The organism is Cellulomonas oligotrophica (assembly GCF_013409875.1).
In the GTDB taxonomy this organism is placed as follows: domain Bacteria; phylum Actinomycetota; class Actinomycetes; order Actinomycetales; family Cellulomonadaceae; genus Cellulomonas; species Cellulomonas oligotrophica.
This window is the reverse complement of the sequence record NZ_JACCBK010000001.1, coordinates 1397481-1423202: the sequence shown is the minus strand read 5'-3', so window position 1 is coordinate 1423202 and position 25722 is coordinate 1397481. Positions and strand designations below refer to the sequence as shown.

19 protein-coding genes are annotated in these 25722 nt (G+C 74.1%); 11 read left to right on the top strand and 8 right to left on the bottom strand.

Annotation, left to right across the window (positions count from 1 at the left end; translation table 11 throughout):
* Window positions 1-47: 47 nt before the first annotated feature.
* Window positions 48-809 (bottom strand): TasA family protein, encoded by a 762-nt coding sequence (locus tag BKA21_RS06300; protein ID WP_140457467.1) that lies wholly within the window; start codon window positions 807-809, stop codon window positions 48-50.
* Between the two features lie 112 nt (window positions 810-921).
* Window positions 922-2934, bottom strand: coding sequence for a putative bifunctional diguanylate cyclase/phosphodiesterase (locus BKA21_RS06295; RefSeq protein ID WP_239072728.1), 2013 nt, complete (start codon window positions 2932-2934; stop codon window positions 922-924).
* A 253-nt stretch (window positions 2935-3187) separates the two neighbouring features.
* Here BKA21_RS06295 and msrB point away from each other — a divergent pair, with 253 nt between their 5' ends.
* The 3 genes from msrB to BKA21_RS06280 all read left to right on the top strand — a co-directional run bounded on the left by msrB (window position 3188) and on the right by BKA21_RS06280 (window position 5055).
* Window positions 3188-3607 carry a peptide-methionine (R)-S-oxide reductase MsrB gene (gene msrB, locus BKA21_RS06290; protein ID WP_140457466.1) on the top strand — a complete coding sequence of 140 codons (420 nt, stop codon included), beginning with the start codon at window positions 3188-3190 and terminating at the stop codon, window positions 3605-3607.
* 133 nt (window positions 3608-3740) lie between these two features.
* Window positions 3741-4475, top strand: coding sequence for a nuclease-related domain-containing protein (locus BKA21_RS06285; RefSeq protein WP_140457465.1), 735 nt, complete (start codon window positions 3741-3743; stop codon window positions 4473-4475).
* Between the two features lie 136 nt (window positions 4476-4611).
* On the top strand, window positions 4612-5055 hold the full coding sequence (locus BKA21_RS06280) for a MarR family winged helix-turn-helix transcriptional regulator (RefSeq protein WP_140457464.1): 444 nt from the start codon (window positions 4612-4614) through the stop codon (window positions 5053-5055).
* A 33-nt stretch (window positions 5056-5088) separates the two neighbouring features.
* On the opposite strand, the gene BKA21_RS06275 is transcribed toward BKA21_RS06280, so the two are convergent.
* Window positions 5089-6696 (bottom strand): MFS transporter, encoded by a 1608-nt coding sequence (locus BKA21_RS06275; RefSeq protein ID WP_140457463.1) that lies wholly within the window; start codon window positions 6694-6696, stop codon window positions 5089-5091.
* 262 nt (window positions 6697-6958) lie between these two features.
* Window positions 6959-8395, bottom strand: a complete 1437-nt coding sequence (locus tag BKA21_RS06270; RefSeq protein WP_140457462.1) for a sugar porter family MFS transporter — start codon at window positions 8393-8395, stop codon at window positions 6959-6961.
* Window positions 8396-8556: 161 nt separating this feature from the next.
* Between BKA21_RS06270 and BKA21_RS06265 the strand changes: the two genes are divergently transcribed.
* The 3 genes from BKA21_RS06265 to BKA21_RS06255 all read left to right on the top strand — a co-directional run bounded on the left by BKA21_RS06265 (window position 8557) and on the right by BKA21_RS06255 (window position 11247).
* Complete coding sequence (locus BKA21_RS06265; protein WP_370510983.1) at window positions 8557-9201, top strand: hypothetical protein; 645 nt, start codon at window positions 8557-8559, stop codon at window positions 9199-9201.
* 415 nt (window positions 9202-9616) lie between these two features.
* Window positions 9617-10237 carry a DUF47 domain-containing protein gene (locus tag BKA21_RS06260; RefSeq protein ID WP_140457461.1) on the top strand — a complete coding sequence of 207 codons (621 nt, stop codon included), beginning with the start codon at window positions 9617-9619 and terminating at the stop codon, window positions 10235-10237.
* Window positions 10238-10242: 5 nt separating this feature from the next.
* Complete coding sequence (locus BKA21_RS06255) at window positions 10243-11247, top strand: inorganic phosphate transporter (protein ID WP_140457460.1); 1005 nt, start codon at window positions 10243-10245, stop codon at window positions 11245-11247.
* A 58-nt stretch (window positions 11248-11305) separates the two neighbouring features.
* Here BKA21_RS06255 and BKA21_RS06250 read toward each other — a convergent pair whose 3' ends face one another.
* Window positions 11306-12322 (bottom strand): LacI family DNA-binding transcriptional regulator, encoded by a 1017-nt coding sequence (locus tag BKA21_RS06250; protein WP_239072729.1) that lies wholly within the window; start codon window positions 12320-12322, stop codon window positions 11306-11308.
* A gap of 196 nt (window positions 12323-12518) precedes the next feature.
* Between BKA21_RS06250 and BKA21_RS06245 the strand changes: the two genes are divergently transcribed.
* The 5 genes from BKA21_RS06245 (at window position 12519) to BKA21_RS19910 (ending at window position 21305) form a co-directional block, all read left to right on the top strand.
* The gene (locus BKA21_RS06245; protein WP_140457458.1) at window positions 12519-14552 is read left to right on the top strand and encodes a beta-galactosidase; all 2034 of its coding nucleotides are present in this window, start codon (window positions 12519-12521) and stop codon (window positions 14550-14552) included.
* Window positions 14553-14654: 102 nt separating this feature from the next.
* Window positions 14655-15890 carry a sugar ABC transporter substrate-binding protein gene (locus BKA21_RS06240; protein WP_140457457.1) on the top strand — a complete coding sequence of 412 codons (1236 nt, stop codon included), beginning with the start codon at window positions 14655-14657 and terminating at the stop codon, window positions 15888-15890.
* A gap of 113 nt (window positions 15891-16003) precedes the next feature.
* Window positions 16004-17620, top strand: a complete 1617-nt coding sequence (locus BKA21_RS06235; RefSeq protein WP_140457456.1) for an ABC transporter permease subunit — start codon at window positions 16004-16006, stop codon at window positions 17618-17620.
* Entirely contained in the window at window positions 17620-18504 is an 885-nt protein-coding gene (locus BKA21_RS06230) for a sugar ABC transporter permease (protein ID WP_140457455.1), read from the top strand. Before BKA21_RS06235 ends, BKA21_RS06230 begins: the two co-directional genes overlap by 1 nt.
* A gap of 131 nt (window positions 18505-18635) precedes the next feature.
* A complete protein-coding gene (locus BKA21_RS19910) occupies window positions 18636-21305 on the top strand; it encodes a glycosyl hydrolase 53 family protein (RefSeq protein ID WP_140457454.1) in 2670 nt (889 codons plus the stop codon).
* 64 nt (window positions 21306-21369) lie between these two features.
* Here the strand turns inward: BKA21_RS19910 and BKA21_RS06220 are convergent, their stop codons facing one another.
* Genes BKA21_RS06220 through mshD form a run of 3 tightly spaced genes read right to left on the bottom strand, consistent with a single transcriptional unit; the run spans window position 21370 to window position 25657 of the window.
* A complete protein-coding gene (locus BKA21_RS06220; RefSeq protein WP_140457453.1) occupies window positions 21370-22344 on the bottom strand; it encodes an NUDIX hydrolase in 975 nt (324 codons plus the stop codon).
* Window positions 22341-24572 (bottom strand): RNA degradosome polyphosphate kinase, encoded by a 2232-nt coding sequence (locus tag BKA21_RS06215; RefSeq protein WP_140457452.1) that lies wholly within the window; start codon window positions 24570-24572, stop codon window positions 22341-22343. Before BKA21_RS06215 ends, BKA21_RS06220 begins: the two co-directional genes overlap by 4 nt.
* Entirely contained in the window at window positions 24569-25657 is a 1089-nt protein-coding gene (mshD, locus tag BKA21_RS06210; protein WP_140457451.1) for a mycothiol synthase, read from the bottom strand. Before mshD ends, BKA21_RS06215 begins: the two co-directional genes overlap by 4 nt.
* Between the last annotated feature and the right edge of the window lie 65 nt (window positions 25658-25722).

Below are 25722 nucleotides of genomic sequence, written 5' to 3'. Positions count from 1 at the left end.
GACCGCGCCTGCGCCACCCCCGCCCCGGGCACCCGCGCGCTCGCCCGTCAGCCGTCGACGGTCGACGGGCCGGCCAGCGCGCCCCCGTTGTTCACGGTCTGCTCGGAGCTGAACGTCAGGGCCACGTCAGCGGCCCGGTTCTGGTACTCGTTGCCCGCCGCGGGGTCCATGTCGACCCGCAGGCACAGCGCCTCGGTGCCGCTCGCGCCGGCCAGGCCCCGCTCGTCGGCGAGCCCGCCCGCGCCCGCCGGGTCCTGCGCGTCGCCCGGCGAGCCCAGCACCGGGACGGGGTCCGCACCCGTCGGCAGGCCGAACGTCGCGCCGCCGCCCAGCAGCGCCGCGGAGTCCGCGACCGGGTCCGAGCCGTCGACCGTGGCGTCGCAGGTCGCCGAGACGTACACGCGCAGGCGCAGCACGTCCGTCAGCGCCGCGGGCGTCACGTCCGACGGCGGGCTCGGCATCGGGTCGGCCGGGTCCGTCGCGTCGGCGCGCAGCGAGATGCCGTACCGCAGGTGCAGCGACCCGCGGTTCTCCACCGTCAGCGGCGCCCACGTGGTGCCGCCCGGGGCCAGGCCCTCGGTGGGCACGTCGAACGCCACGGACTGCGCCGCGGCGAGCTGCAGGGTCCCGCTGGTGATGCTCCCCGACGACGTGTCCTGGTCGGTGAACACGGCCGCCGTCGTCAGCGAGGCCACGCCCACGGCCGCGAGCGTGAGGATCCCGCCCGTCGTCCACAGCCGTCGCCGGCGCATGACCTCGGCGCGCGGGGGCTCGGGGTCGATCATCTCCTCGAGCAGGTCGTCCATCATCCGGGTGTCCCTCGTTCGTACGCGTCACGGCCTGGGATGGCGGAGAGGGTGCACCTCTCCCCGTCGCCCCTTTCGGCAGGTCGGCGGCCGGACTTGAGGAGTTGCGCGAGATTCACTCGGACGAGTGAGGGACGGCCGGCTCGGCGCCCGCCGCGACGAGCGTCGCGGGTGCCGGTCGCGCCCAGAGGAAGCCCTGGGCGCGGTCCACCCCGAGGCGTCCGAGGACGACCGCCGTGGCCTCGTCCTCGACGCCCTCCGCCACCACCGTCAGGCTGAAGGAGTGGGCCAGGTCGACCATGGCCTGGACGACGACTTCGGACCCCTCGCGCGCGTGCTCACCGAGGTCCTGCACGAACAGGCGGTCGATCTTCAGCTCGTCCACCGGCAGGTCCCGCAGCTGCGAGATCGACGTCGTGCCCGTGCCGAAGTCGTCGATGGCGACGCGTACGCCCAGCCCCCGCAGCCGGTGCAGCACCGGGACGACCCGCGACCGGTCCGCGACGATCGCGGTCTCGGTGATCTCGACCTCCAGCAGGCGCGCCGGCAGGTCGTACGTCGCGAGCAGGTCCTCCACGGTGTCGACCACGGCCGGCGTCGCCACGTCGTGCGCCGAGAGGTTCACCGCCACCGGCAGGTCGCGGCCCTCGGCGCGCCACACCGCCAGCTGGCGCACCGTCTCCGTCAGCGCCAGCTCGGTGACCTCGTGGATGAGGCCCGACTGCTCCGCGAGCGGGATGAACGTGCCGGGCGCGAGCACGCCGCGCGTCGGGTGCCGCCACCGCAGCAGCGCCTCGAAGCCCACGGTGCGACCCGACGCCAGCTCGATCTTCGGCTGGTAGTGCATCTCGAGCTGCGCGTGCTCGCTCGCGCTGCCCGGCGCGCCCGTCAGGTCCGCGGAGCGCCCCGCGGCCTGCGCCTCGATCGCCGCGTGCAGCTCGCCCAGCAGCACCAGGCGGGCCGGCGAGGAGTCGTCCACGTCGGGGGAGTACACGGCGACGCCGGTGCGCTGGTGCTTGGCCACGTACATCGCGATGTCCGCGGTCCGCATGAGGGCCGACGCGTCGCCCGCGTGGTCCGGCAGGCACGCGACGCCGATCGACGTCTCCACGTGCAGCGCCATGCCGCCCAGCTCGAACGGCCGCGCGAACAGGCCCCGCACGCGCCGGCCCAGGCGCTCGGCGTTCGCGACCGTGCGCACGTCCGGCAGCAGGATCGCGAACTCGTCGCCGCCGAGGCGCGCCACCACGTCGTCGTCGCGCAGCGCGCCGCGCAGCCGCTCGGCGACCTGCTCGAGCAGCTCGTCGCCGTGGTCGTGGCCGAGCGTGTCGTTGATGTCCTTGAACCGGTCGACGTCCAGCAGGATCAGCCCGACCCGGGTGCCGTCGACCTCCGCGCGGGCGATCGTGCGGCGCATCTGGTCGGCCAGCAGCCGCCGGTTCGGCAGGCCCGTCAGCGAGTCCAGCATCGCCAGCCGGGCGTTCTCCAGCGCGGTGTGCCGCAGCCGCCGCGACGTGCTGGTGACGATGCGGAACAGCAGCAGCCACAGGACCACCAGGCTCGACGCGACGACCAGCGTGACGTCGCGCACCGCGCGGGCCAGGGTGCGCTGGTTCGCCGTGTGGTCCAGCACGACCTCCGCGACGCCGACCTGGGCGCGCGGGGCGGCCGCGCCACCCGCACCGCCGTCGGCCGTCTGGGACGCCTGCACGGGCACGTACACGTCCAGCACCGTGGTCTCGGCGGCCGTCCCCGCGGCGCCGCGGCGCACGTCGCGCTGCACGACCGCGTCGGGCGCGCCCTCGCCCATCACGGCGTCGAAGCGCTGCGCGTGCGGCAGCCCGCTCGTCGTCGTCGGGTCCGAGCTGTGCATCAGGCGCCCGTCCAGGCTCCACAGCCGCAGCTCGACCAGCGCGCCGGAGAACCCCGCGGTCTGCGCCGTCACCTGCGCGTGCACGTCGTCCGTGAGCACGCCGGTGACGAACGCGCTGCTGGGGACGCCCCCGGCCGCGTACCCGGCCACGACCCGGGCGAGCGTGATGCCGTCCGTGGCGGCCTGCCGCTGCATCTGCGCGGACGTCACGAGCACGAGCGCGACCCCGAGCGCGGCCATGCCGACGAGGCTCACGACCGCGAAGGTGCGCGTGAAGCTCCTGCGTCGGCGGGACGTTCGGGGCACAGGACCTCGCAGCGTCGGGGTGACGGGCGTCCCGGTCACACTAAGTCGTCCGTCCGGGTGAGCGACACCTCGGCGCGCCGGACGGTTGCCCCGGCCTCACGACGGACGCGCCGCGGACGTGCCGGCAGACCCGTCCGCGCGCCGGGAACGCCCGGCGTCCCCACCGTGTTGTGCCCATCGCCACCGACACCAGGAGGACACCGTGAGCACCCCGTACCCCGTGCAGAAGTCCGACGAGCAGTGGTCGGCCGAGCTCGACCCGCAGGAGTTCGCCGTGCTGCGCCGCGCGGGCACCGAGCGCGCCTGGACCGGCGCGCTGCTCGACGAGCGCCGCGAGGGCGTCTACCGCTGCCGCGCGTGCAGCAACGAGCTGTTCCGGTCCGAGACGAAGTTCGACTCGCACTGCGGGTGGCCGAGCTTCTTCTCCCCGCTCGCGGGCGACCGCGTCGAGCTCATCACCGACCGCAGCCACGGCATGGTCCGCACCGAGGTGCGCTGCGCCCGCTGCGGCTCGCACCTGGGGCACGTCTTCGACGACGCGCCGCAGACCCCGACCGGCGACCGGTACTGCATGAACTCCGTCAGCCTGACCTTCGAGCCCCTGCCGGACGACGCCCGCTGACGACCCGCCGGGCCGCGACGCGCCGCCGCGGCCCGACACACCACGACCCTGGCGGTCCGACACGCCAGGGTCGTGACGAAACTGTGCTGTTCACCCGCTGCAGTTCGGGCCCGTCACTGCCGATAATGCGGAGGTGGAGGAGGTGCTGACGGTCCGACGATGGCGACGCTACGGCGCCGACCGGTTGTACGTGACCCTCGAGACGGGTGCGGCCCTGGGGTCCGTGGACCTGCAGTCCGGCGAGGTCACGGTCGAGGACCCGCTGCTGGAGGCCGGTGTGCGGCGCGCCGCGCAGGCGTACCTGCGCAAGGACGTCGCCGAGCTGGTCCTGACCGTCGAGCAGCCCCTGGGCTCGCTCGACACCTTCGAGACCGACCCCGTGCCGCGCACCGGCGAGAGCACCGGCTCGGTCGCCGCCCGGCTGGACCGGCTCGCCGAGGAGGGCTGGCAGGTCCTGCACGACGTGCCGCTGGGCCGCCAGGGCACCGTCGTCGAGCACCTGCTCATCGGCCCCGGCGGCATCCTCACGGTCGCCGAGCGCCGGCACCCCGAGCAGAGCGTCACCGTCTCGGGGCGCACCATGCGCGTGGACGGCCGGGCCGTGGCGCACCTGCGCGACGCGCGCCTGGAGGCCTCCCGCGTCCAGGGGCTCCTGCAGGCCGCGGGCTGCGCCGGCGTCACCGTGCGCGCCGTCCTGGTCATCCACGCCATGCTCGACCGCGACCCCGACGCCCCCGCGCAGGACGCCCTGGTGCTGTCCCGCCACGAGGTGCCCGGGGCGTTCCGGGCGATGCCGGTGCGCCTGGAGCCCGCGCGGGTCTCGGCGATCGCGCAGGTGGCCCGGCGCCGCCGCACCTGGGCGCACTGACCGGACCCGCCCGCCGGGCCCGTTCCTCGGACCCGACGTGCCGGGTCCGCCGTGCCCGACCCGGTGCACGGGATCCGCTGCGCCCGGCCCGGCGCGGGCGATGCGCAGCCGGTGCCCGCTGGGCCAGGATGAGCCCATGACCACGGACCCGTTGCTGCGCGTCGAGCAGGAGCTCGGGCTGTTCATGCGCCGGGCCCGTGCGGCCTCCGCCCACCTCGCGCGGGACATCCACCCCGACCTCGACGCCGGCGCGTACACGCTGCTGACGACGGTGGCCGCGACCCCCGGCATCCGGGCCTCCGACCTCGCCGGGCACCTGGGCGTCGGCCGCGGCACCATGTCGCGGCAGCTGGCGCGCCTCGAGCAGCTCGGTCTGATCGCGCGGGGCACGGACCCCCTCGACTCGCGCAACCACCCGCTGGGCCTCACCGAGGAGGGCGCCCGTCGGCTCGCGCACGCGAAGAAGGCGCGCCACGCGTTCTTCGCGACGTCCCTCGGGCACTGGGGCGAGCCCGACCTGGCCGCGCTCGCCGACCTGCTGGGTCGTCTCAACTCCGACATCGGCCGGCTGCCGCGCTGAGGCGTCGGCGGGCCGGGCGGGCCCGCCGACGCGTCAGGCGGTCGCCGGGGCGTCCTGCTCGTCGAGCAGACGGTCGAGGTTGGACCGGTCGCCCAGCGGCACCTCGCGCAGCAGCAGGACGGCCACCAGCGCGAGCAGCGCGACGGGCGCACCCACGAGGAACAGCTCGGCCACCCCCACGCCGAACGCGTGCTCGACGACCGTGCGCACCGGCCCCGGCAGCGTCGCCAGGTCCGGCAGGCTGCTCGCGCCCGACCCGGTGGGACCCAGCGCCCCCGGGTCCACGCCGATGCCCGCGAGCCCGTCCGCGGTGAGCGTGCCCACCCGTGACGACAGCAGCGCACCGAGCGCGGACACCCCGATCGTGCCGCCGAGGGTGCGGAAGAACGCGACCGTCGCCGTGCCCGCGCCCACGTCGCGCAGCGGCAGGGTGTTCTGCGCGGCCAGCACGAGGTTCTGCATGAGCATGCCCACGCCCACGCCGGTGACCAGCAGGTAGGCGCCGACGACGACGAACGACGTCGTCTCGTCGATGGTGCCCATGAGCCCGAGCCCCGCGACCAGCAGCACGGCACCGGCCACCATGAACCGCTTGTACCGCCCGGTGACGGAGATCGCCCGCCCCGACAGCGTCGACGACAGCAGCATCCCCACGACCATCGGGACGGTCAGCAGGCCGGACTCGGTGGGCGTGCGGCCCCGCGCGAGCTGCATGTACTGGCTGAGGAACACCTGCGTGCCGAACAGCGCCACGCCCACCGCGACGGACGCGACCACGGCCAGCACGACCGTGCGGTTGCGGAACAGCCCCAGCGGGATGATCGGCTCGGCGGCCCGGCGCTCCACGAGCACGGTGACGACGAGCAGCGCGACCGCGCCGCCGAGCATCGCCGCGCTCGGCCAGGACGCCCGGTCGAACGAGGACCCGGCGAACGTGACCCACAGCAGCAGCAGCGTCACGCCCGCGGACAGCAGGACCGCGCCCGCCCAGTCGATCCGCACCGTGCGGCGGGCGACGGCCGGCAGGCGCAGCGTCCGCTGCAGCACCACGATCGCGGCGACCGCGAACGGCAGGCCGATGAAGAAGTTCCACCGCCACCCCGCCGTGTCGGTGATGACGCCGCCGATCAGCGGTCCGCCGACCATGCCGACGCCCATGACGGCGCCCATGAGGCCCATGTACCGACCGCGCTCGCGGGGGCTGATGATGTCCGCGATCAGCACGGTGCCGAGGGCGGTGAGTCCGCCGGCGCCGATGCCCTGCAGCGCACGCATCCCGATGAGCATCGAGGTGCTGTGCGCGAGGCCGGCGAGCGCGGCGGAGACCACGGACACGACGAGCGCGACCTGGATGAGCAGCTTGCGGTCGACGAGGTCCGCGAGCTTGCCCCACAGCGGCGTGGAGACCGTCGTCGTGAGGAGTGTGGCGGTGACGACCCAGGTGAACGCGGACTGCGAGCCGCCGAGGTCGGTGATGATCCGCGGCAGCGACGAGGACACGACGCTCGTCGCGAGGATCGAGACGAACATGCCGAGGAGGATCCCGGAGAGCGCCTCGAGGACCTCGCGGTGCGACATGCGCGGCGCCGGTGCGGCGGGGGCGGCGTCGTCGACGGGCGGACGGGTGGGGACGGTGGTCATGGCAGGGCTCGCTTCCGGACGGGGAGGGGGCTCGACCGGGCGTCGTCGACGGTCGGGAGCGGCGGGCGCGGGCGCCCGAGACTGTTGCTTCGGGCAACGCTACGTCAGGTCTTTACCCGAGGCAACCGTTCGGCCGGGTGAGGAACGGTGAGGTGCGTCGCACCCCGCCCGGACGACGCCCACGGCGGCCCCCACGACGGCACGACGCGACGACGCCCGCCGCACCAGGGGCGCGACGGGCGTCGGGGTGTGCGGTGCGCGGTCAGCCGCGGCCGCGCCGGTGCACCTGCAGGCCCTCCATGTCCTCCAGCTCCACGCCCTTCGTCTCCGGCACCTTCGTCAGGACGAACACGAACGACAGCGCCGCGAACGCCGCGTACATCAGGTACGGCGCCGTGGCGCCGAACCGGGCGAGCATCTCCGGGAACGACAGCGTGATGAGGAAGTTGGCGACCCACTGCGCCGACGCCGCCACGCCGAGGGCGGCGGCGCGGATCCGGTTGGGGAACATCTCGCCGAGCAGGACCCACACCAGCGGGCCCCACGTGGCGCCGAAGAACACGACGAACGCGTTCGCCGCGACGAGCGCGACCACGCCCCACGCACCGCCCAGCGTGAGCTCCTCGCCCGTCCCGGTCGACTGGGTGAACGCGAGCGCCATCGTGCCGAGCGCGACCGTCATCCCCGCCGAGCCGGCGAGCAGCATCGGGCGCCGGCCCACCCGGTCGACGAGGGCGATCGCGACCAGCGTCACCACGACGTTCGTCACCGCCGTGATCGTGGAGAACGTGAAGGACTGCTCCTCGGCGAACCCGACCGCCTGCCACAGCGTCGTGGAGTAGTAGAAGATCACGTTGATCCCGACGAACTGCTGGAAGACCGACAGCAGGATGCCGACCCAGACCACCGGCAGCAGGCCCAGCACCGGCCCGCGCAGGCTGGCCTGCTGCGCCACCTGCTCGTCCTGGCGGATGGTGCGCTCGATCTGCTGCACGCGCGCCTCGGGGTCCTCGTCCGGCCCCAGGACGTCGCGCAGCACGTCGACGGCCTCGTCGCGGCGGCCGGTGGCCACCAGGTACCGGGGGGACTCGGGGATGCGCAGCGCGAGCACCCCGTACACGACCGCGGGCACGGCGCACACGAGGAACATCCACCGCCACGCCTCGAGCCCCAGCCACAGCGTCTCGGCCGCCCCGCCGGCGGTGACGGCCAGCAGCTGGTCGGACAGCAGCGCGGCGAAGATGCCCAGCGTGATCGCGAGCTGCTGCAGCGAGCCGAGGCGCCCACGGATCGCGGCCGGGGCGATCTCGGCGATGTAGGCGGGGGCGATGACCGACGCGATGCCGATGCCGACGCCGGCCATCACGCGCCACAGGGCCAGGTCCCAGGCGCTGAAGGCGAGGCCCGACAGGATCGAGGACACGAAGAACAGGACGGCGCCGAGCACCATCACCCGCGTGCGGCCCCACCGGTCGGACAGGTGCCCCCCGACCCACGCGCCCACGGCCGAGCCGAGCAGCGCGACCGCCACGACGAGGCCCGTGACGACGCCCGACAGCGCGAACTGCCCCTGCACCGCCTGGACGGCGCCGTTGATCACCGACGAGTCGAACCCGAACAGGAATCCTCCGACGGCCGCGGCCACCGCCAGGCCGACCGCCCTGCCCCGGTACCGGCCGGGCGCCCCTGCATCGGACATCGATCCACCTCCGTGTCGTCCCTGGTCCTGCACCCGTCCGTCCTGCGGCGGGCCCGACCACCTTCGCCCCGGTGCGCGGGGTCCGCACGCGGGGCGGGCGTGACGTGGGTCGCGGCAGGGCGCAGGTGCGCCGCGTCGGAGGTCGGGGGCATCATCGCCGGATGACGACAGACGACTCGCGCGCGGGCGGGCGCCCGCACCGTCCCGTGCTGCGCGACCCGGCGGCGATGGCCGCCGTGCCCGGCCCGGACCCGGTCTTGCGCGAGGAGGTCGCGCACACCACGGCGGCCGCGCTCGTGCGCGCCGGCCGGCAGGCGCAGGACCCGGACGTCGTCGCCCGGCTGGTCGCGCTCGTCGAGACCGAGGGGCTCGACGTGGTCGCCGAGCTGTGGTCGGACAGCCCCGCCGGCACCCTCCCGGGCGCGCTGTGGCGGCTGTACCTGCTGCGCGAGTGGGTGGTCCGCGACCCCCAGGTGGTCGCCGACCGGTACCGCCAGGGGGTGGCCGCGGCGCCCGTGCACGACGCGGTCGCGGGCGTCGTGAGCCCGCCCGGGCCGGCGGACGTGCGCGCGGTCGCCGACGCCGTGCTCTCCGGGGTCTACACCGGCGACCTCGCGGTGGCGCTCGAGCGCGCCGCGGCGTTCTGCCAGGTGCTGGCCACCGGTACCGCCTTCGACGCCGACCACCTCGACGTGCTCGACCCAGGTGCTGCGCGCCGCACGACGCGGGGCGCGGCGTCGCTCGTGCGCACCGCCGAGGAGCTGGCGGAGGCCGCCCACCTCTGGCGCGCCGACCGGCTCGTCTGACCGGCCGGCCCCGCCCTCCCGTCCGGCCGCCCCGTCCGGCCCTCGGCACGGAGGGCCCCGGCGCGTAGACTGGTGCCGACGCCGGGCCGCGGTAGCCCCGGGCTCCATCACCAGCCGCTTCGAGCGGCCACGCGCCGAGAGGCGCTCCCGGCCCGGCGTCGCCCCACCTCCGGCAGCCCCGCCGCGCTGCCTCGGGACTGCCTCGGGCGCGCTCCCGGCGCCCCTGTCCGCCCCCTGTGCGCGGCGGGCCGACGTCACAGCCGATTCATGCCCAGGGGGGACCCTCGTCGGTCCATCCTCCGTTCACCGGCCGTTAGGCTGAGCGCGGCCCGAGCCCCCCGGGGGCAGAAGGCCGGGGCCCCGCACCGCGGCGAGCCCCGCACCGTCCCCGTCCCTCTCGCACCGGGAGAGTTCCGTGCGCCTGCGCCTGACACCGCGCGACACGTCCTACTTCGACCTCTTCGCCGACTCGGCGACGCACCTGGTGACGGGGGCGAACCTGCTGGCCGAGATGCTGGGGGCCGACCGGGCCACCCGCAAGGAGATCAACAAGCGGATGGCCGCGGCCGAGCACGCCGCGGACGAGGCGACGCACACGATCATGCGTCGCCTGAACAAGACGTTCGTCACCCCGTTCGACCGCGACGACATCTACATGCTCGCGTCGAACCTCGACGACTGCATGGACTTCATGGACGAGGCCTCCGACCTCATCGTGCTGTACAAGGTCGACGAGCTGCCCGCCCGGGTCTCCGACCAGGTCCAGGTGCTCCAGCGCGCGGCCGAGCTCACGGCCGAGGCCATGCCCCGGCTGCGCTCGATGGACTCGCTCTCCGAGTACTGGGTCGAGGTCAACCGCCTCGAGAACCAGGCGGACAAGGTCCACCGCAAGCTCCTCGCGCAGATGTTCGACGAGATCTCCGACCCGATCCTGCTGATGAAGCTCAAGGAGATCGTGGAGAAGCTCGAGGACGCGGCCGACGCGTTCGAGAAGGTCGCGAACACCGTCGAGACCATCGCGCTCAAGGAGTCCTGAGCGCGGTGGAACCTGTGCTGGTCGTCTTCGTCGTCGCGCTCGCCCTCGGGTTCGACTACACCAACGGCTTCCACGACGCGGCGAACGCGATCGCGACCTCCGTCTCGACGCGCGCCCTGACGCCCCGTGCGGCGCTCGTCATGGCCGCCGTCATGAACTTCACCGGTGCGCTGCTCGGCACCGAGGTCGCCGAGACCATCGCGACGTCGATCGTCGACCTCGAGGGGGCGCCGTCGCACAGCGCGCTCGTCGTCATCGTCTGCGCGCTCGTCGGCGCGATCACCTGGAACCTCATCACCTGGTGGTTCGGGCTGCCGTCGTCCTCGACGCACGCCCTCATCGGCGGGCTCGTGGGTGCGGGGCTGGCGGCCGGGTTCGGCGTGTTCGGGTCGGCGATCGTCGAGAAGGTCGTCCTGCCGATGATCGTCTCGCCGCTGGTCGGTTTCGGCCTGGCGTTCCTGCTCATGGCCGGCCTGCTCTGGCTCATCAAGGACAAGGCGCCCTCGCGCGTCAACCGGCGCTTCCGGGTGGCCCAGACCGTCTCGGCCGCCGCCATGGCGCTCGGGCACGGCCTGCAGGACGCCCAGAAGACGATGGGCGTGATCTTCCTGGCGCTGCTGACGGTCGGCTGGGCGACGCCGGAGGACGGCATCCCCCTGTGGGTCAAGCTCTCGGCGGCGGCGGCGATCTCGCTCGGCACGTACGCGGGCGGCTGGCGCATCATGCGCACCCTGGGCCGCAAGATCATCGAGCTCGACCCGGCGCGCGGCTTCGTCGCGGAGTCGGTGTCGGCGGTCGTGCTCTACCTCAACGCGTTCTGGCTGCACGCCCCCGTCTCGACGACGCACACGATCACGTCCGCGATCATGGGCGTGGGCGCGACCAAGCGGCTGTCGGCCGTGCGGTGGGGCGTGGCCAAGAACATCGCCGGCGCGTGGATCCTCACCATCCCGGCCGCGGCGTCCGTCGCCGCCGTCGTGTTCTGGGTCCTGCACCCGCTGCTGGGCTGACGGGCCGGACGCGCCGGACGCCGGGCCCCGCCGCCGCGGGTCGCCCGGCGCCCGGCGTTCAGGCGCTGGCGCGGGCGACCAGGCGCGCGGGCATCGTCACGGACGTGCGGGGCGCGCCGGCGACGACGTCGAGCAGCAGCCGCACCATCTCGGCGCTGATGAGGTCGAAGGGCTGGTGCATCGTCGTCAGCGGCGGGTCGAGGGTCGCGGCGAGGCCCGAGTCGTCGAACCCGCCCACGGCGACGTCGTCGGGGACCCGGCGCCCGTGCCGGCGCAGCGCGGTCAGGGCGCCGGCGGCCATGAGGTCGGACGCGGCGAACACCGCGTCCACGTCGGGCACGCGTGCGAGCAGCTCCTCCATCGCGGCCTCGCCCGACGACGCGCTGTAGTCGCCGTGCGCGACGTAGCGCTCGTCGTAGTCGTCGCCGAGCTCCTCGCGGTACCCCGCGAGCCGGAACCGGCCGCCGGGGGTGTCCAGCGGCCCGGCGATCATCGCCACGTGCCGGCGGCCCTGCGCGCGCAGGTGCCCGACCATGGTGCGCGCCCCGCCGACCTCGTCGACGGACACGGACGCCACGCGCCCCGACCAGCCCAGGGGGATCCCGCACGCCACGGTGGGGATGCCGCGCTCGACGAGGTCGCCGAGCAGGGGCTCGTCGGCGTGCGACGAGATGAGCAGGACCCCGTCGACGTGCCCGTCGGAGACGTACGCGGCGGCGTTGACGCGCTCGGTCTCGGTGCCCGCGACGAGCAGGATGAGCGTCATGCCGCGGGCCGCGGTCGCCTCGGCGGCGCCGCGCAGCAGGATCGCGAAGTTGGGGTCGGCGAAGAGCAGGTGCTGCGGCTCGGTCAGCAGGAACGCCACCGAGTTGGAGCGGCCGGTGGCCAGGCTGCGGGCGTGCAGGTTCGCGCGGTAGCCTGTCGAGCGGATCGCCTGCTCGACGGCCTTGCGGGCCTCGGGGGACACCCAGTGCCCGCCGTTCATGACGCGGGAGACCGTGCCCCGCGAGACGCCGGCCTCGGCCGCGACGTCGCGGATGGTCGGTCGGCGACGGCCCCCTGCGGTGCTCTCCACGGAGCACGACTCTAGCCCGCCGGCAGGCGGGAGCGCTGCCATTCCTGGGACGACATCCTGTGCGCGGTCACAGGTCCATAACGACCCGTATCGGGCGGTGGCGCTGCCCACCCGACGTGTGCCTATGCTGTGCACGGTCACAGGCTGTGACCGTGCACAGGCCGAGCGGCCGTGCAGCACGACCCGACGGAGCGTCATGAGCGACACGAGCTGGTTCCCGCGCGAGGCGATCGCCTTCGGGGGTGACTACAACCCCGAGCAGTGGCCCCGCGAGGTCTGGGACGAGGACGTCGCGCTGATGCGCGAGGCCGGCGTCAACCTGGTGAGCGTCGGCATCTTCTCCTGGGCGCTGCTCGAGCCGCGCGAGGGCGAGCACGACTTCGCCTGGCTCGACGACCTGCTCGACCTGCTGCACCGCAACGGCATCGCGGTCGACCTCGGCACCCCCACGGCGTCGCCGCCCGCCTGGTTCTTCCACGCCCACCCCGAGGCCCGCGTCGTCACGCGGGACGGCACCGTGCAGGGCTTCGGCTCGCGCGGCATGGCGTCCCCGAGCTCGCCCGCCTACCGCGAGGCCGCCGTGCGGATCGCCTCGGCCCTGGCCGACCGGTACGCCCAGCACCCCGCCGTCGTCATGTGGCACGTGCACAACGAGTACGGCGCCCCCGTGGGCGAGGACTTCTCGCCCGCGTCGGTCGCGGCGTTCCGCGCCTGGCTGCAGGAGCGCTACGGGTCCCTCGACGGGCTCAACGCCGCGTGGGGCACCGCCTTCTGGGGCCAGCGGTACGCCGAGTGGGAGCACGTCGGCGCCCCCGCGGCGACGCCCTCGGTGGCCAACCCGGCCCAGCGGCTGGACTTCGCCCGGTTCACCGACCACCAGCTGCGTGCGTGCTTCGTCGCCGAGCGCGACGCCATCAAGGCCCGGGCCACCCAGCCGGTCACCACGAACTTCATGGCCAACGAGTGCGCGACCACGGACCTGTGGGCCTGGGCGCGCGAGGTCGACGTCGTCGCGAACGACCACTACCTCACGGCCGCCGACGAGCGCGGCCACGTCGGCCTCGCCCTGGCCGCCGACCTCACGCGCTCGGTGGCCGGCGGGCGCCCGTGGATCCTCATGGAGCACTCCACGTCGGCCGTCAACTGGCAGCCGCGCAACGTGGCCAAGCGCCCCGGCGAGATGGCCCGCAACTCCCTGACGCACCTCGGCCGCGGCGCCGACGCCGTGCTGTTCTTCCAGTGGCGCGCCTCGCGCTCGGGCGCGGAGAAGTTCCACTCGGCGATGCTCCCGCACGCCGGGACCACCTCCCGGGTGTGGCGCGAGGTCACCGCCCTCGGCGCCGACCTCGGCCGCCTCGCGGAGGTCCGCGGCTCGCGCGTGCACGCCGACGTCGCGCTGCTGTGGGACACCGAGTCGTTCTGGGCGCAGGACCTGGAGTGGCGGCCGTCGGTCGACGTGACGCACCGCGAGCGCGTGCGTGCGTACTACGAGCGGCTGTGGCGCGACGGGCTCACGGTCGACATGGCGCACCCGGGTGCGGACCTGTCCGGCTACCGGCTCGTCGTGGCACCGGCGTCGTACCTGCTCACCCAGGCCTCGGCGGACAACCTGCGCCGGTACGTCGCCGGCGGCGGGACGCTGGTGGTGTCGTTCTTCTCGGGCGTCGTCGACGAGAACGACGCCGTCCACCCCGGCGGCTTCGGCGCACCGCTGCGCGACGTCCTCGGGCTGACGGTCGAGGAGTTCCTGCCGCTGCGCGCCGGGGACGCCGCGCGCCTGCTCTGGACCTGGGGCGAGGAGCGCGAGATCGTGGCGGACGTGTGGGCCGACGACATCGCGCTCGAGGGGGCCCAGGTCGTGGCCTCCTACCTCGACGGTCCGGCGGCCGGCGGCCCCGCGGTGACGCGGAACCGGTTCGGCGACGGCACCGCCTGGTACGTCTCGACGCGGCTCGGGATCGACGAGCTCGCGCCGGTGCTGGCGGCCGTCTACGACGACGCGCGCGTCGTGCCCCCGGGCCACGCGCACGACGTCGAGGTCGTCACGCGCCGCGGCGCGGACGCGGACTACGTCGTCGCCCTGAACCACTCGGGCGACGACGCGAAGGTACGGCTCGGCGACGGCGTCGAGCTGCTCACCGGCACCCGGGTCGCGGGTGCGCTCGACCTGCCCGCCGGCGCCGTCGCCGTCGTCCGGCGGCCCACCGGGGGTGATGGCCCGCAGGAGTGACCCCCGCCGGTCGACACGGAGGTCGGCCGGCCGCATTCCCCTCGTCGCAGCGCAGCGATCCCTCCGGGCGCGCGCTGCGGCACCTCACCGGAAGGAACGTCCATGCGCAAGACAGCAGCACTCCCGGTCGCGATGGTCGCGACGGCAGCCCTCCTCGCCGCCTGCAGCGGCGGCGACGCCGAGCCCGCCGCGTCCGAGTCCGCCGCCGCCGGCGGCACCGGCACGCTGACGATCTGGGTCGACGAGAACCGTCAGCCGGCCGTCGAGGCCGCCGCGGCGGACTTCGAGGCCGCGACCGGCGTCACCGTCGAGCTCGTCCAGAAGAACTTCGAGGACATCCGCGCGGACTTCCTCGCGCAGGTCCCCACGGGCGAGGGCCCGGACATCACGGTCGGCGCCCACGACTGGCTCGGCTCGTTCATCGTCAACGGCGTCGTCGACTCCGTGGACCTGGCCGACGCGGACGCCTTCGAGACCGTCGCGACCGAGGCCTTCACGTACGACGGTCAGCTGTACGGCCTGCCGTACGCGCTGGAGACCGTGGCCGTGGTCCGCAACACCGAGCTGGCGCCGGAGCCGACGCCGGACACGTTCGACGCGATGATCGAGGCGGGCCGCGCCTCGGGCGCCAAGCTGCCGTTCGTCATCAACACCGCGGGCACCACGGGTGACGCGTACACGTACTACGGGCTGCAGACGTCGTTCGGCGCCCCCGTGTTCGAGCAGAACGAGGACGGCTCGTACACCACGGACATCGGCATGGGCGGCGAGGAGGGCCAGGCGTTCGCCGCGTGGCTCGGCGAGAACGGCATGGCCGGCACGGGGCTGTTCAGCACGGACTGGACGTACGACATCGCGGTGCAGGAGTTCGCGGACGGCAACGCGCCGTACACGATCGCGGGCCCGTGGGCGATCGCCGCGTTCGAGGAGGCCGGCATCGACGTGGCCGTCGACCCGATCCCGTCCGCCGGTGGCGAGACCGCGGCGCCGTTCGTCGGCGTGCAGGGCTTCTACGTCTCCGCGCAGAGCGAGAACGCGCTGCTCGCGAACGACTTCCTCACCAACTACATGGCCACGCCCGAGGCGCAGACGGCGCTGTACGAGGCCGACCCGCGCATCCCCGCGCTGAGCGAGGTCGCGGAGTCCGTCGCCGAGGACCCGATCGTCGCCGGCTTCCTGGCCGCGTCGCAGAACGGCACGCCCATGCCGTCCATCCCCGAGATGGCCGACGTGTGGGAGTACTGGAACGCGGCGCAGTCGTCGATCATCTCCGGCTCCGCGGAGCCGGCGGCGGCCTGGGACAAGATGCTGGCGGACCTCGAGTCCAACCTCGGCTGATCCCGACCTGATCCCGGCGGGGCACCGGCCACCCCCACGTGGCCACCCCTCCGGCACCGTCCGGCCGGTGCCCCGCCACCCCTCCACGCAGCGTCCCTTCCCTCGGAGGACACATGTCCACGCACGTGCACCCCGCGCCGCCCGGTCCCGGCGGCACCGTCCGTGAGCCGCACGCGCGGCGCTGGGACGGCACCGGGTGGGGCTTCCTCGTCAAGCTCGCCCTCATGGCCGTCGTCAACGCCGTCGGCGTCGGGGTCGTGTGGGCGGCCTGGGTGCAGGGGGCGTGGGGGATCCTCGCGGCGTCGCTCGCCCTGCTGGTCCTGGCCGACTGGGCGTACTTCAGCAAGCGGGCGCTGCCGATGAAGTACATCCTTCCCGGCCTGGTGTTCCTGCTGGTCTTCCAGCTGTTCTCGATGGGCTACACCGCCTACGTGGCGATGACCAACTACGGCACGGGTCACAACACGACCCGCGACCAGGCGGTCGACGCCCTGCTGATCCAGAACGAGCGCCGCGTCGAGGACGCGCCGAGCTACCCGCTGACGATCGTGCAGCGCGACGGCGAGAACGGCTTCGCGATCGTCGACGAGGGCGTGGTGCGGGTCGGCGCGGCCGACGAGCCGCTCGTCGCCGCCCCCGACGCGACGGTCGACGGCACGCGCGTGACGGCGGTGCCCGGCTGGGAGGTCGTGCCGTACGCGACCCTCATGGGTGACCAGGCGCTCCAGCAGGAGGTCGTGGACCTGCGCGTGCCGGTCTCCGACGACGCGGACGACGGCTCGATCCGCACCCGCGAGGGCACCACCGGCTCGGTGTACCGCTCCGCGCTGGTCTGGGACGCCGACGCCGTGACGATGACGAACACCGAGACCGGTGTCGTGTACTCGGCGAGCGACGAGGGCAGCTTCGTGGCCCCCGACGGCACCGCGCTGCCGGTCGGCTGGCGCGTGGGTGTCGGCTTCGACAACTTCACGCGGGCGTTCACCGACGACGACTACTCGGGGCCGCTGCTGCGGATCACGGCGTGGACGTTCGCGTTCGCGATCCTCACGGTCGCCACGAGCTTCCTGCTGGGCCTGCTGCTGGCCATCGTGTTCAACGACCCGCGGGTGCGGGGCCGCAAGGTGCTGCGGACGCTGTTCATCCTCCCGTACGCGTTCCCGGCGTTCCTGTCGGCGCTGCTGTGGCAGGGCATGCTCAACTCCAACCCCGACTACGGGATCATCAACCAGCTGTTCTTCTTCGACACCCGCATCCCGTGGCTCGAGGACCCGCTGCTGGCCAAGCTGGCGATCATCGGCGTGAACCTGTGGCTGAGCTTCCCGTACTGGTTCCTCGTGTGCACCGGCGCCCTGCAGTCGCTCCCCGACGACGTCATGGAGGCCGCCCGCATCGACGGCGCCGGCCGCTGGCGGACGTGGCGGTCGATCACCATGCCGCTGCTGCTGGTCTCGACCGCGCCGCTGCTGATCTCGTCGTTCGCCTTCAACTTCAACAACTTCACGATCATCTACATGCTCACCGGCGGCGGACCGCGCTTCACGGACACCTCGGCCGTGCTCGGGCACACCGACATCCTGATCTCGATGATCTACCAGATCTCCGGGGTCGCGGGCGGCCGGGCGGACTTCGGCCTGGCCAGCGCCCTGTCGATCATCATCTTCGTCATCATCGGGACCATCTCGGCCCTGGCGTTCCGACGCACGCGCAAGCTGGAGGAGGTCCTCTGATGGCCACCGTGACGACGACCCACGACCGGTCCCGCGTGCGCCGCTCGCGCTGGCTCGCGGAGGTCGGGTGGAAGTACCCGTTCGCCGCGCTGATCGTCTTCTACGCCGCGTTCCCGCTGGTCTACGTGCTCTCGGCCGCGGTCGCGAGCACCGGCACGCTGACGGGGTCCACGTCGCTGTTCCAGTCGTTCTCGACCGCGAACTTCGAGGCCCTGGGCGCGACCCGGTTCTGGTCGTGGGCGGTCAACAGCCTCGTCATCGGCGGGGCCACCGCGGTCGGCTCGGTGCTCATGGGCGCCGCGGCCGCGTACGCGTTCTCGCGGTTCTCGTTCCGCGGCCGCCGCGGCGGGCTCACCGCCCTGCTCATCATCCAGATGTTCCCGCAGATGCTCGCGTTCGTGTCGATCTTCCTGCTGCTCATCGCGCTGGGCGAGGTCGTCCCCGCGCTCGGCCTGAACAGCAAGCTCGCGCTCATCGCCGTGTACCTCGGCGGTGCGCTCGGCACCAACACGTTCCTCATGTACGGGTTCTTCAACACGATCCCGCGCGAGCTCGACGAGGCCGCCAAGATCGACGGCGCCACGCACGCCCAGATCTACTGGACGATCATCCTGCGCCTGGTCACGCCGATCCTCGCGGTCGTGGGCCTGCTGTCGTTCATCGCGACGTTCGGCGAGTTCATCCTCGCCCGCGTCATCCTCACGTCCGACCGCAACTGGACGCTCGCGGTCGGCATGTACGGGTGGGTCTCCCAGCAGCTCAACGCCAACTGGGGCCTGTTCGCCGCCGGTGCGGTCATCGCGGCCCTGCCCGTCCTCGTGCTCTTCCTCGTCCTGCAGAAGTACATCGTCGGCGGTCTGACCGCCGGCTCCGTCAAGGGCTGACCCGCACCACCACGCACCACCCCGCCGCGGCCCCACCCCTCCCCGGGCCGCGGCGGGTGCGGCGCCCTGCCGTCCCGGCCCGGGCGCCGCCCATGCTCGAACGACGACGATCGACATGAAGGGACACCCACGTGCGCGCACGTCATCCACGCAGGACCGTCGCGGTCGCCGCGGCCTGCGGCCTGGTCCTCACCCCGCTCGCCGCCCTGCCCGCCGGTGCCGCCGACGCACCCACGGACGGGCCCGTCGAGGCCGGCATCGTCGTCGACAAGGTCGACGGCCTCGCCGCGGACTTCGTCCAGGGCGTCGACGTCTCCTCGGTGCTCTCCCTCGAGGAGTCCGGCGTCGTGTTCCGCGACGCGTCCGGCCAGGAGGCCGACCTGTTCGACGTGCTCGCCGGCTCCGGCGTCACGCACGTGCGCGTGCGGGTCTGGAACGACCCGTTCGACGCGGACGGCAACGGCTACGGCGGCGGCGACGTCGACGTGGACCGGGCCGTCGAGATCGGCGAGCGGGCCACCGCCGCCGGGCTGGGCGTCCTCGTGGACTTCCACTACTCGGACTTCTGGGCGGACCCCGCCAAGCAGCAGGCCCCCAAGGCGTGGGCGGACCTCACCGTCGCGCAGAAGGCCGCCGAGGTCACCGACTACACGACGGCGAGCCTGCAGGCGTTCGAGGACGCCGGCGTCGACGTGACGATGGTGCAGGTCGGCAACGAGACCAACAACGGGATCGCGGGCGTCACCGGCTGGGACGGCATGGCGCAGATCTTCTCCGCGGGCAGCGCCGCGGTGCGCGACGTCCTGCCCGACGCGCAGGTCGCGCTGCACTTCACGAACCCCGAGACCGCCGGCCGGTACGCCGGGTACGCCGCCGCGCTCGACGCGCGCGACGTCGACTACGACGTCTTCGCCACGTCGTACTACCCGTTCTGGCACGGCACGACGACGAACCTGACGGCGGTGCTCGGCCAGGTCGCCGACACCTACGGCAAGCAGGTCATGGTCGCCGAGACCTCCTGGGCCACGACGCTCGAGGACGGCGACGGGCACGGCAACGTCATCGACCTGGCGTCCGAGGCCACGCAGTACCCGGTCAGCGTCCAGGGCCAGGCCACGGCCTGGCGCGAGGTCGTCGCGGCCGTGCACGCCCTCGGCGACGCCGGCGTGGGCGTCTTCTACTGGGAGCCCGCGTGGCTGCCCGTCGGCCCCGCGAGCGAGGTCGAGGCCAATCGCCTCCTGTGGGAGGAGCACGGCTCCGGCTGGGCGTCGAGCTTCGCGGGCGAGTACGACGCCCACGACGCCGGCCAGTGGTACGGCGGCTCCGCGTGGGACAACCAGGCGATGTTCGCCGCCGACGGCACGCCCCTGGAGTCCCTGCAGGTGTTCCGGTACGTGCGCACCGGCGCGACCGCGCCCCGCGAGGTCGTCTCCGTCGAGCCGGTCCACGTCACGGTCGAGGACGGGCAGGACGTCACGCTGCCCGGCACCGTCGAGGTGACCTACAACGACGGCTCCGTCGAGGACGAGGCCGTCACGTGGAGCTCCGCGACCGACTGGATCCGCGGCCCCGGCGAGTACACCGTGCGCGGCACGACCGCCGCGGGACGCGCCGTCACCGCCACCGTCGAGGTGCTCGCCGCCAACCTCGTCCGCAACGGCGGGTTCGAGGACGACGACCTGGGCATGTGGACCATCACGTGGGACACCGCCAAGGTCGCCGAGGGCTCCGACGTGCCGGCCGGCACCCGGGCCGTGAACTTCTGGCTCGGCACCCCGTACACGCTCGGCGTCGGGCAGACCGTCGCCGACGTCCCCGCGGGCACGTACACCCTCAGCGCCACCGGCCACGGCAGCCTCGAGGGCGGCGAGGGGGCGGTCACGCTGTCCGCGACCACCGCGTCCGGCACCCGCTCGGCCGAGCTCCCGCTCGCCGGCTGGCAGCAGCTGCGCACCGCGACCGTCGAGGACGTCGTCCTCACCGAGGCCGGCACCGTGACCGTCGCGCTCGAGGGCGAGCTGCCCGCGGGGGCGTGGGGCTGGGTCGACGCGTTCGTGCTGACGCCCGCCGCCGCGGCGCCCGCCGACACCGCTGCCCTGGTCGCGGTGCTCGACCGTGCCGACGCCGTCGACCGGTCCGCCTGGACGCCCGCGTCGCTGGCCGTGCTGGACGACGCCGTCGAGGTCGGGCGCGTCGTGCTGGCCGGCTCGCGCACCACCGCCGACGACGTCGACGCCGCCGTGGCCCTCGTCGAGGCGGCGCTGACCGGCCTCGTCGCGCTCGACAGCGAGCCCACGCCCACCCCGTCGCCGACCGCCACCCCGACCGCGGGCCCCACGACGGAGCCCACCGCTGAGCCCACCGCGGAGCCGACGGCCGAGCCCACCGCGACGCCGACCCCCGGCACGAGCGCGCCGGGCATGACGCTCGACCGGACCCGTGTCCGCCCCGGCGAGCCGGTGACGTTCCGCCTCACCGGCCTGACGGTCGACGAGGTCGAGATCGGCGTGGCCAGCACCTACCGCAAGCTCCTCGACGTCGAGGTCGTCGACGGCGCGGCCACCGCGACCGTCGTGGTCCCGACCGACCTGGAGCCCGGCGTGCACCACCTGCAGGCGCGCGGCCCCGACGGCGAGGTGCTCGCGCAGGTCGCGTTCACCGTCGCCGGGAGCCCGGTCGTCGACCGCCTGAGCGACACCGGCGCCTCCGTGGGCGTCGCTCTCGGGGTCGTCGCGCTCCTGCTGGCCTCCGGGGGTGCGGCCCTGGTGATCAGCCGTCGTCGTCGGGCCGTCCAGGCCTGACGCCGACCCGGTGCGACCGCGCGCCGTCCGCCCTGCCGGGCGGGCGGCGCGCGGCGCGTCCGGGTCAGTCGGCGGTGGGGGAGCGGTGGGTCTCGACGGCCACGACCCGGGGGCCGCGGGGCGTGCGCGCCGTGTGCGCGACCAGGACCTCGCCGGGGGCGAGGAACGGGTTCGTCCGGGGCAGGACGTCGGCGACGACGCGGCGCGAGTGCTCGGCGAGCACGTCGAGGACGGTCGGCAGCACGGGCCGGTGCGTGCACAGCACCGCGTCGGCGGGGTCGTGCAGCAGGTCCGCGACGACGGCGGCGACGCGCGCGGGGGACGACACGTGCTCGGCCTCGGTGAGGACGTCGGCGACCTCCGCGGTCAGGCCCGCCGCGGTCGCGTACGGGGTGACCGTCGCGGCGCAGCGCTCCCACCGGCTGGTCACCACGCGGGCGGCGCCGTACGCGGCGAGCAGCGGCACCAGCGCACGGGCCTGGCGCTGCCCGAGCCCCGTCAGCGGGCGGTCGTCCTCCGTGCCGCCCCACAGCGACCGCTTGCGCGCCTGCCCGTGACGGGCCACCACGAGCGCCCGGGTGCCCAGCCGGTCCTTGGCGTAGGCCTCGACCAGCGCGTCGAGCGGGGCGACGTCCTCGCGGCGGGTGAGCATGCCGGCCGCGGTGCGCACGTCGAACCAGTCCCAGTGGTCGATCTCGTCGCGGTCCGTGTGCGGCACGGGCGGGCGGGCGGACATCGGTGCGGCGTCGGAGCGACCCGCGACCTGCGCGGCCCAGTAGTGCACGCGCTTGAGCGTGCCGCCGTTGACGGTGTACTCCAGCCCGGGCAGCGCGCGGCCCAGCACGACGGGCAGGCCCGTCTCCTCCTCGACCTCGCGCACCGCCGCGACCGGTGCGGACTCGCCCGGGTCGAGCTTGCCCTTGGGCCACGACCAGTCCTTGTACCGGGGGCGGTGCACGAGCGCGACCTGCAGCTCGCGGGCCCGCACCCGCCACACCAGCGCACCGGCCGCCTCGACGACCGTCCGCGGTGCGCTCACCGGGAGGTGCCCGGGCGGCGCCTCTGCCGGTGGATCAGCACGGCCTGCAGGTCCGTGAGCGGGCCGTCCGGGCCCTGGTGGTGCCGCGTCCACGAGCCGTCCTGCTCCAGGTGCCACGACGACGTGGTGTCGGCCACGGACTCGTCGATGAGCTCGACGAGCTCGGCCACGTGGTCCGGGTCCGCCACGCGCACCAGCGCCTCGACGCGACGGTCGAGGTTGCGGTGCATGAGGTCGGCCGAGCCGATGTACACCTCGGGGCCCTCGAACCCGTCGTCGGACGACGGCGACGCGTGCGCGAACGCGAACACCCGCGAGTGCTCCAGGAACCGGCCCAGGATGGACCGCACGCGGATGGTCTCGGACAGGCCGGGCACCCCCGGGCGCAGGGCGCAGATGCCCCGGACGTTGATGTCGACGGGCACGCCCGCCTGCGACGCCCGGTAGAGCGCGTCGATGGTGGCCTCGTCGACCATCGAGTTGACCTTGATCTTGATCCACGCGGGCTCGCCGCGCCGGGCGGCCTCGGCCTCGCGCTCGATCCGGTCGACGAGCCCGGCGCGCACCTGGCGCGGCGCGACGAGCAGCCGGTGGAAGCGGGACTTCGGGGCGTAGCCCGACAGCTGGTTGAACAGCCGCGTCAGGTCCTGCCCGACCTCCTGGTCCGCCGTCAGCAGGCCCAGGTCGGTGTAGAGGCGCGCGGTCTTGGGGTGGTAGTTGCCCGTGCCGACGTGGCTGTAGCGGCGCAGGCCGTCGGACTCCTGGCGCACGACCAGGCTCAGCTTGCAGTGCGTCTTGAGGCCGACGATCCCGTAGACCACGTGCACGCCGGCCTGCTCGAGCTTGCGCGCCCACGAGATGTTGTTCTGCTCGTCGAACCGCGCCTTGATCTCGACCAGCGCCAGGACCTGCTTGCCGGCCTCGGCGGCGTCGATGAGGGCGTCGACGATGGGGGAGTCGCCCGAGGTGCGGTACAGGGTCTGCTTGATCGCCAGCACGTGCGGGTCGGCGGCCGCCTGCTCGAGGAACGTCTGCACCGACGTGGAGAACGAGTCGTACGGGTGGTGCAGGAGCACGTCGCGCGCGCGGATCGCCGCGAACACGTCCGTCGGGGTCGCGGACTCCACCTCGGCCAGGTGCCGGTGCGTCGACGGCACGAACCGCGGGTGCTGCAGCTCGGGCCGGTCGAGGTCCGCGACGACGTTCAGGCCCGTGTGGTCCAGCGGCGCGGGCAGCTCGTAGACGTCCTCCGGCGCGATCCCGAGCTCGCGCACGAGGATCTTGCGGACCCGGGGGCTGATGCCCTCGGCGATCTCCAGGCGCACGGGCGGGCCGAAGCGGCGCCGCAGCAGCTCCTTCTCCATCGCCTTGAGGAGGTTCTCGGCGTCGTCCTCCTCGACCTCCACGTCCTCGTTGCGGGTGATGCGGAACGTGTGGAACTCCCGCACCTCCATGCCGGGGAACAGCTGGTCGAGGTGCTGGGCGATGACGTCCTCGACCGGCACGAACGACGTGGGCGACTTGTCCGCGCCCGTGTGGTTGTCCGGGGCGCTGGGCCGGCCCGACGCGTCGACGGCGATGTACCGGGGCAGCAGCGGCGGCACCTTCACGCGCGCGAAGTGCTCCTTGCCGCTCGCGGGGTTGACCACGCTGACCGCGAGGTTCAGCGACAGCCCCGAGATGTACGGGAACGGGTGCGCGGGGTCCACGGCCAGCGGGGTGAGCACCGGGAAGATCTGCCGGCGGAAGAACTTGTGCAGGCGGTCCTGCTCGGCGTCGCCCAGGTCGTCCCAGCGCACGATCCGGATGCCCTCGTCGGCGAGGGCCGGGTGCACCTGCTCGGCGAACACCGCCGCGTGCCGGGCCATGAGCACGTGCGCCCGCTCGCTGATCGCCTCGAGCACCTGGCGCGGCGAGCGGCCCGACGCGGCCGTCACCGCGATGCCCGTGGCGATCCGCCGCTTGAGGCCCGCGACCCGCACCATGAAGAACTCGTCGAGGTTCGAGGCGAAGATCGCGAGGAACCGCACCCGCTCGAGCAGCGGCACGTCCGGGTCCTCGGCCAGCTCCAGCACCCGCTGGTTGAAGGCCAGCCAGGACAGCTCGCGGTCGAGGAACCGGTCGTCCGGCAGCGGCGTGTCGTGCGGGTGCGCGGGCTGCTCGACGACCTCGACGTGCTCGGCGATGCGGGCGGCCAGCTCCGGGTCCATCGTGGGGGCGTCGGTCATGCACCCATCGTGGCATCGCTCGGTGAACTCGTCGTGTCCTGCGGGTGCGGCGTGCCGGACGTGCCGCCCGACGCGCCGCCGACCGCCCCGTCGGGGGCGTCGTCACCCGCCCCGACGGCGGCCTCGGTGGCGTCGTGCATGACGTCCGCGGAGACGGTGGTGAACCCCGCCCGCCCGTACGTGTGCACCGCGACGGTGTTGTCCGCCTCCGTGTAGAGCAGCGCGCGACGCAGGCCCGCGTCGCGCAGGTGCGTCAGCCCGAGAGCGGTCAGCGCGCGGCCCAGGCCGAGGCCCTGCGCGTCCGGGTCCACGCCGACCACGTAGATCTCGCCGACGCGCTCGTCGGGTGCCGCGCCCGGGGCCTCGCCCGCCGGGTGCACCTTCGTCCACACCGAGCCGAGCAGCACCCCGTCGCGCTCGGCGAGCAGGAACCCCGCCGCGTCGAACCACGCCTCGGCCTCGCGCGAGCGCAGGTCGTCCGACGTCATGCGGCCCTGCTCCGGGTGGTGCGCGAACGCCCGGGCGTTGACCCGGCGCCATGCGTCCTCGTCCTGCCCGGGAACGAACGCCCGCACCCGCACGCCCGGCGGCAGCGTCGGCGCGGCCGGCGGGTGCGCGTCCAGGTCGACACCCATGAGCAGCAGCTCGCGCACCACGGGCATGCCCTGCGCGGCGGCCAGCGCCCGGGCCGCGGGGAGGTCGCCGTGGGCCCACACGTGCAGGCGGCGGCCGGGGACGGCCGCCGCCCGGGCTCGTGCGGCGTCGAGGAGTGCCGACCCGACGCCGCGCCGGCGGTGGTCGGGGTGGACGACCAGCTCGGCGCGTGCCGTCGTCGTGGACCCGACGTCCACCTGGGCGTACCCGACGACCTCGGCCGTGCCGGCGGGGACCCCCGCCACGCCGTGCGCCACCAGGTGCACCACGGGTGCCTCGGCGTCACGCAGACGCAGCAACGGCTGCTCCGAGAGCGGCGGCACGCCGTCCTGCGCGGCGGCGTCCCGCTGCAGCGCCCGCACCAGCGCGGACGTGCGCTCGTCGAGCGGCGCGGGCAGCGCGAGGACCGTGGTGGCGTCGTCGTCCGGCATCCCCCCATCCCACCACGGCCCACCCGTCCGGCGGTCGCCGGGGCGGGTGATCCGCCGGGGTCCGG

Coding starts and splice junctions, on each gene's coding strand:
- BKA21_RS06300 (WP_140457467.1), bottom strand. CDS start 809: ATGATGGACGACCTGCTCGAGGAGATGATCGACCCCGAGCCCCCGCGC.
- BKA21_RS06280 (WP_140457464.1), top strand. CDS start 4,612: ATGACCACGGACCCGTTGCTGCGCGTCGAGCAGGAGCTCGGGCTGTTC.
- BKA21_RS06275 (WP_140457463.1), bottom strand. CDS start 6,696: ATGACCACCGTCCCCACCCGTCCGCCCGTCGACGACGCCGCCCCCGCC.
- BKA21_RS06270 (WP_140457462.1), bottom strand. CDS start 8,395: ATGTCCGATGCAGGGGCGCCCGGCCGGTACCGGGGCAGGGCGGTCGGC.
- BKA21_RS06265 (WP_370510983.1), top strand. CDS start 8,557: ATGACGACAGACGACTCGCGCGCGGGCGGGCGCCCGCACCGTCCCGTG.
- BKA21_RS06245 (WP_140457458.1), top strand. CDS start 12,519: ATGAGCGACACGAGCTGGTTCCCGCGCGAGGCGATCGCCTTCGGGGGT.
- BKA21_RS06240 (WP_140457457.1), top strand. CDS start 14,655: ATGCGCAAGACAGCAGCACTCCCGGTCGCGATGGTCGCGACGGCAGCC.
- BKA21_RS06235 (WP_140457456.1), top strand. CDS start 16,004: ATGTCCACGCACGTGCACCCCGCGCCGCCCGGTCCCGGCGGCACCGTC.
- BKA21_RS06230 (WP_140457455.1), top strand. CDS start 17,620: ATGGCCACCGTGACGACGACCCACGACCGGTCCCGCGTGCGCCGCTCG.
- BKA21_RS06215 (WP_140457452.1), bottom strand. CDS start 24,572: ATGACCGACGCCCCCACGATGGACCCGGAGCTGGCCGCCCGCATCGCC.
- mshD (WP_140457451.1), bottom strand. CDS start 25,657: ATGCCGGACGACGACGCCACCACGGTCCTCGCGCTGCCCGCGCCGCTC.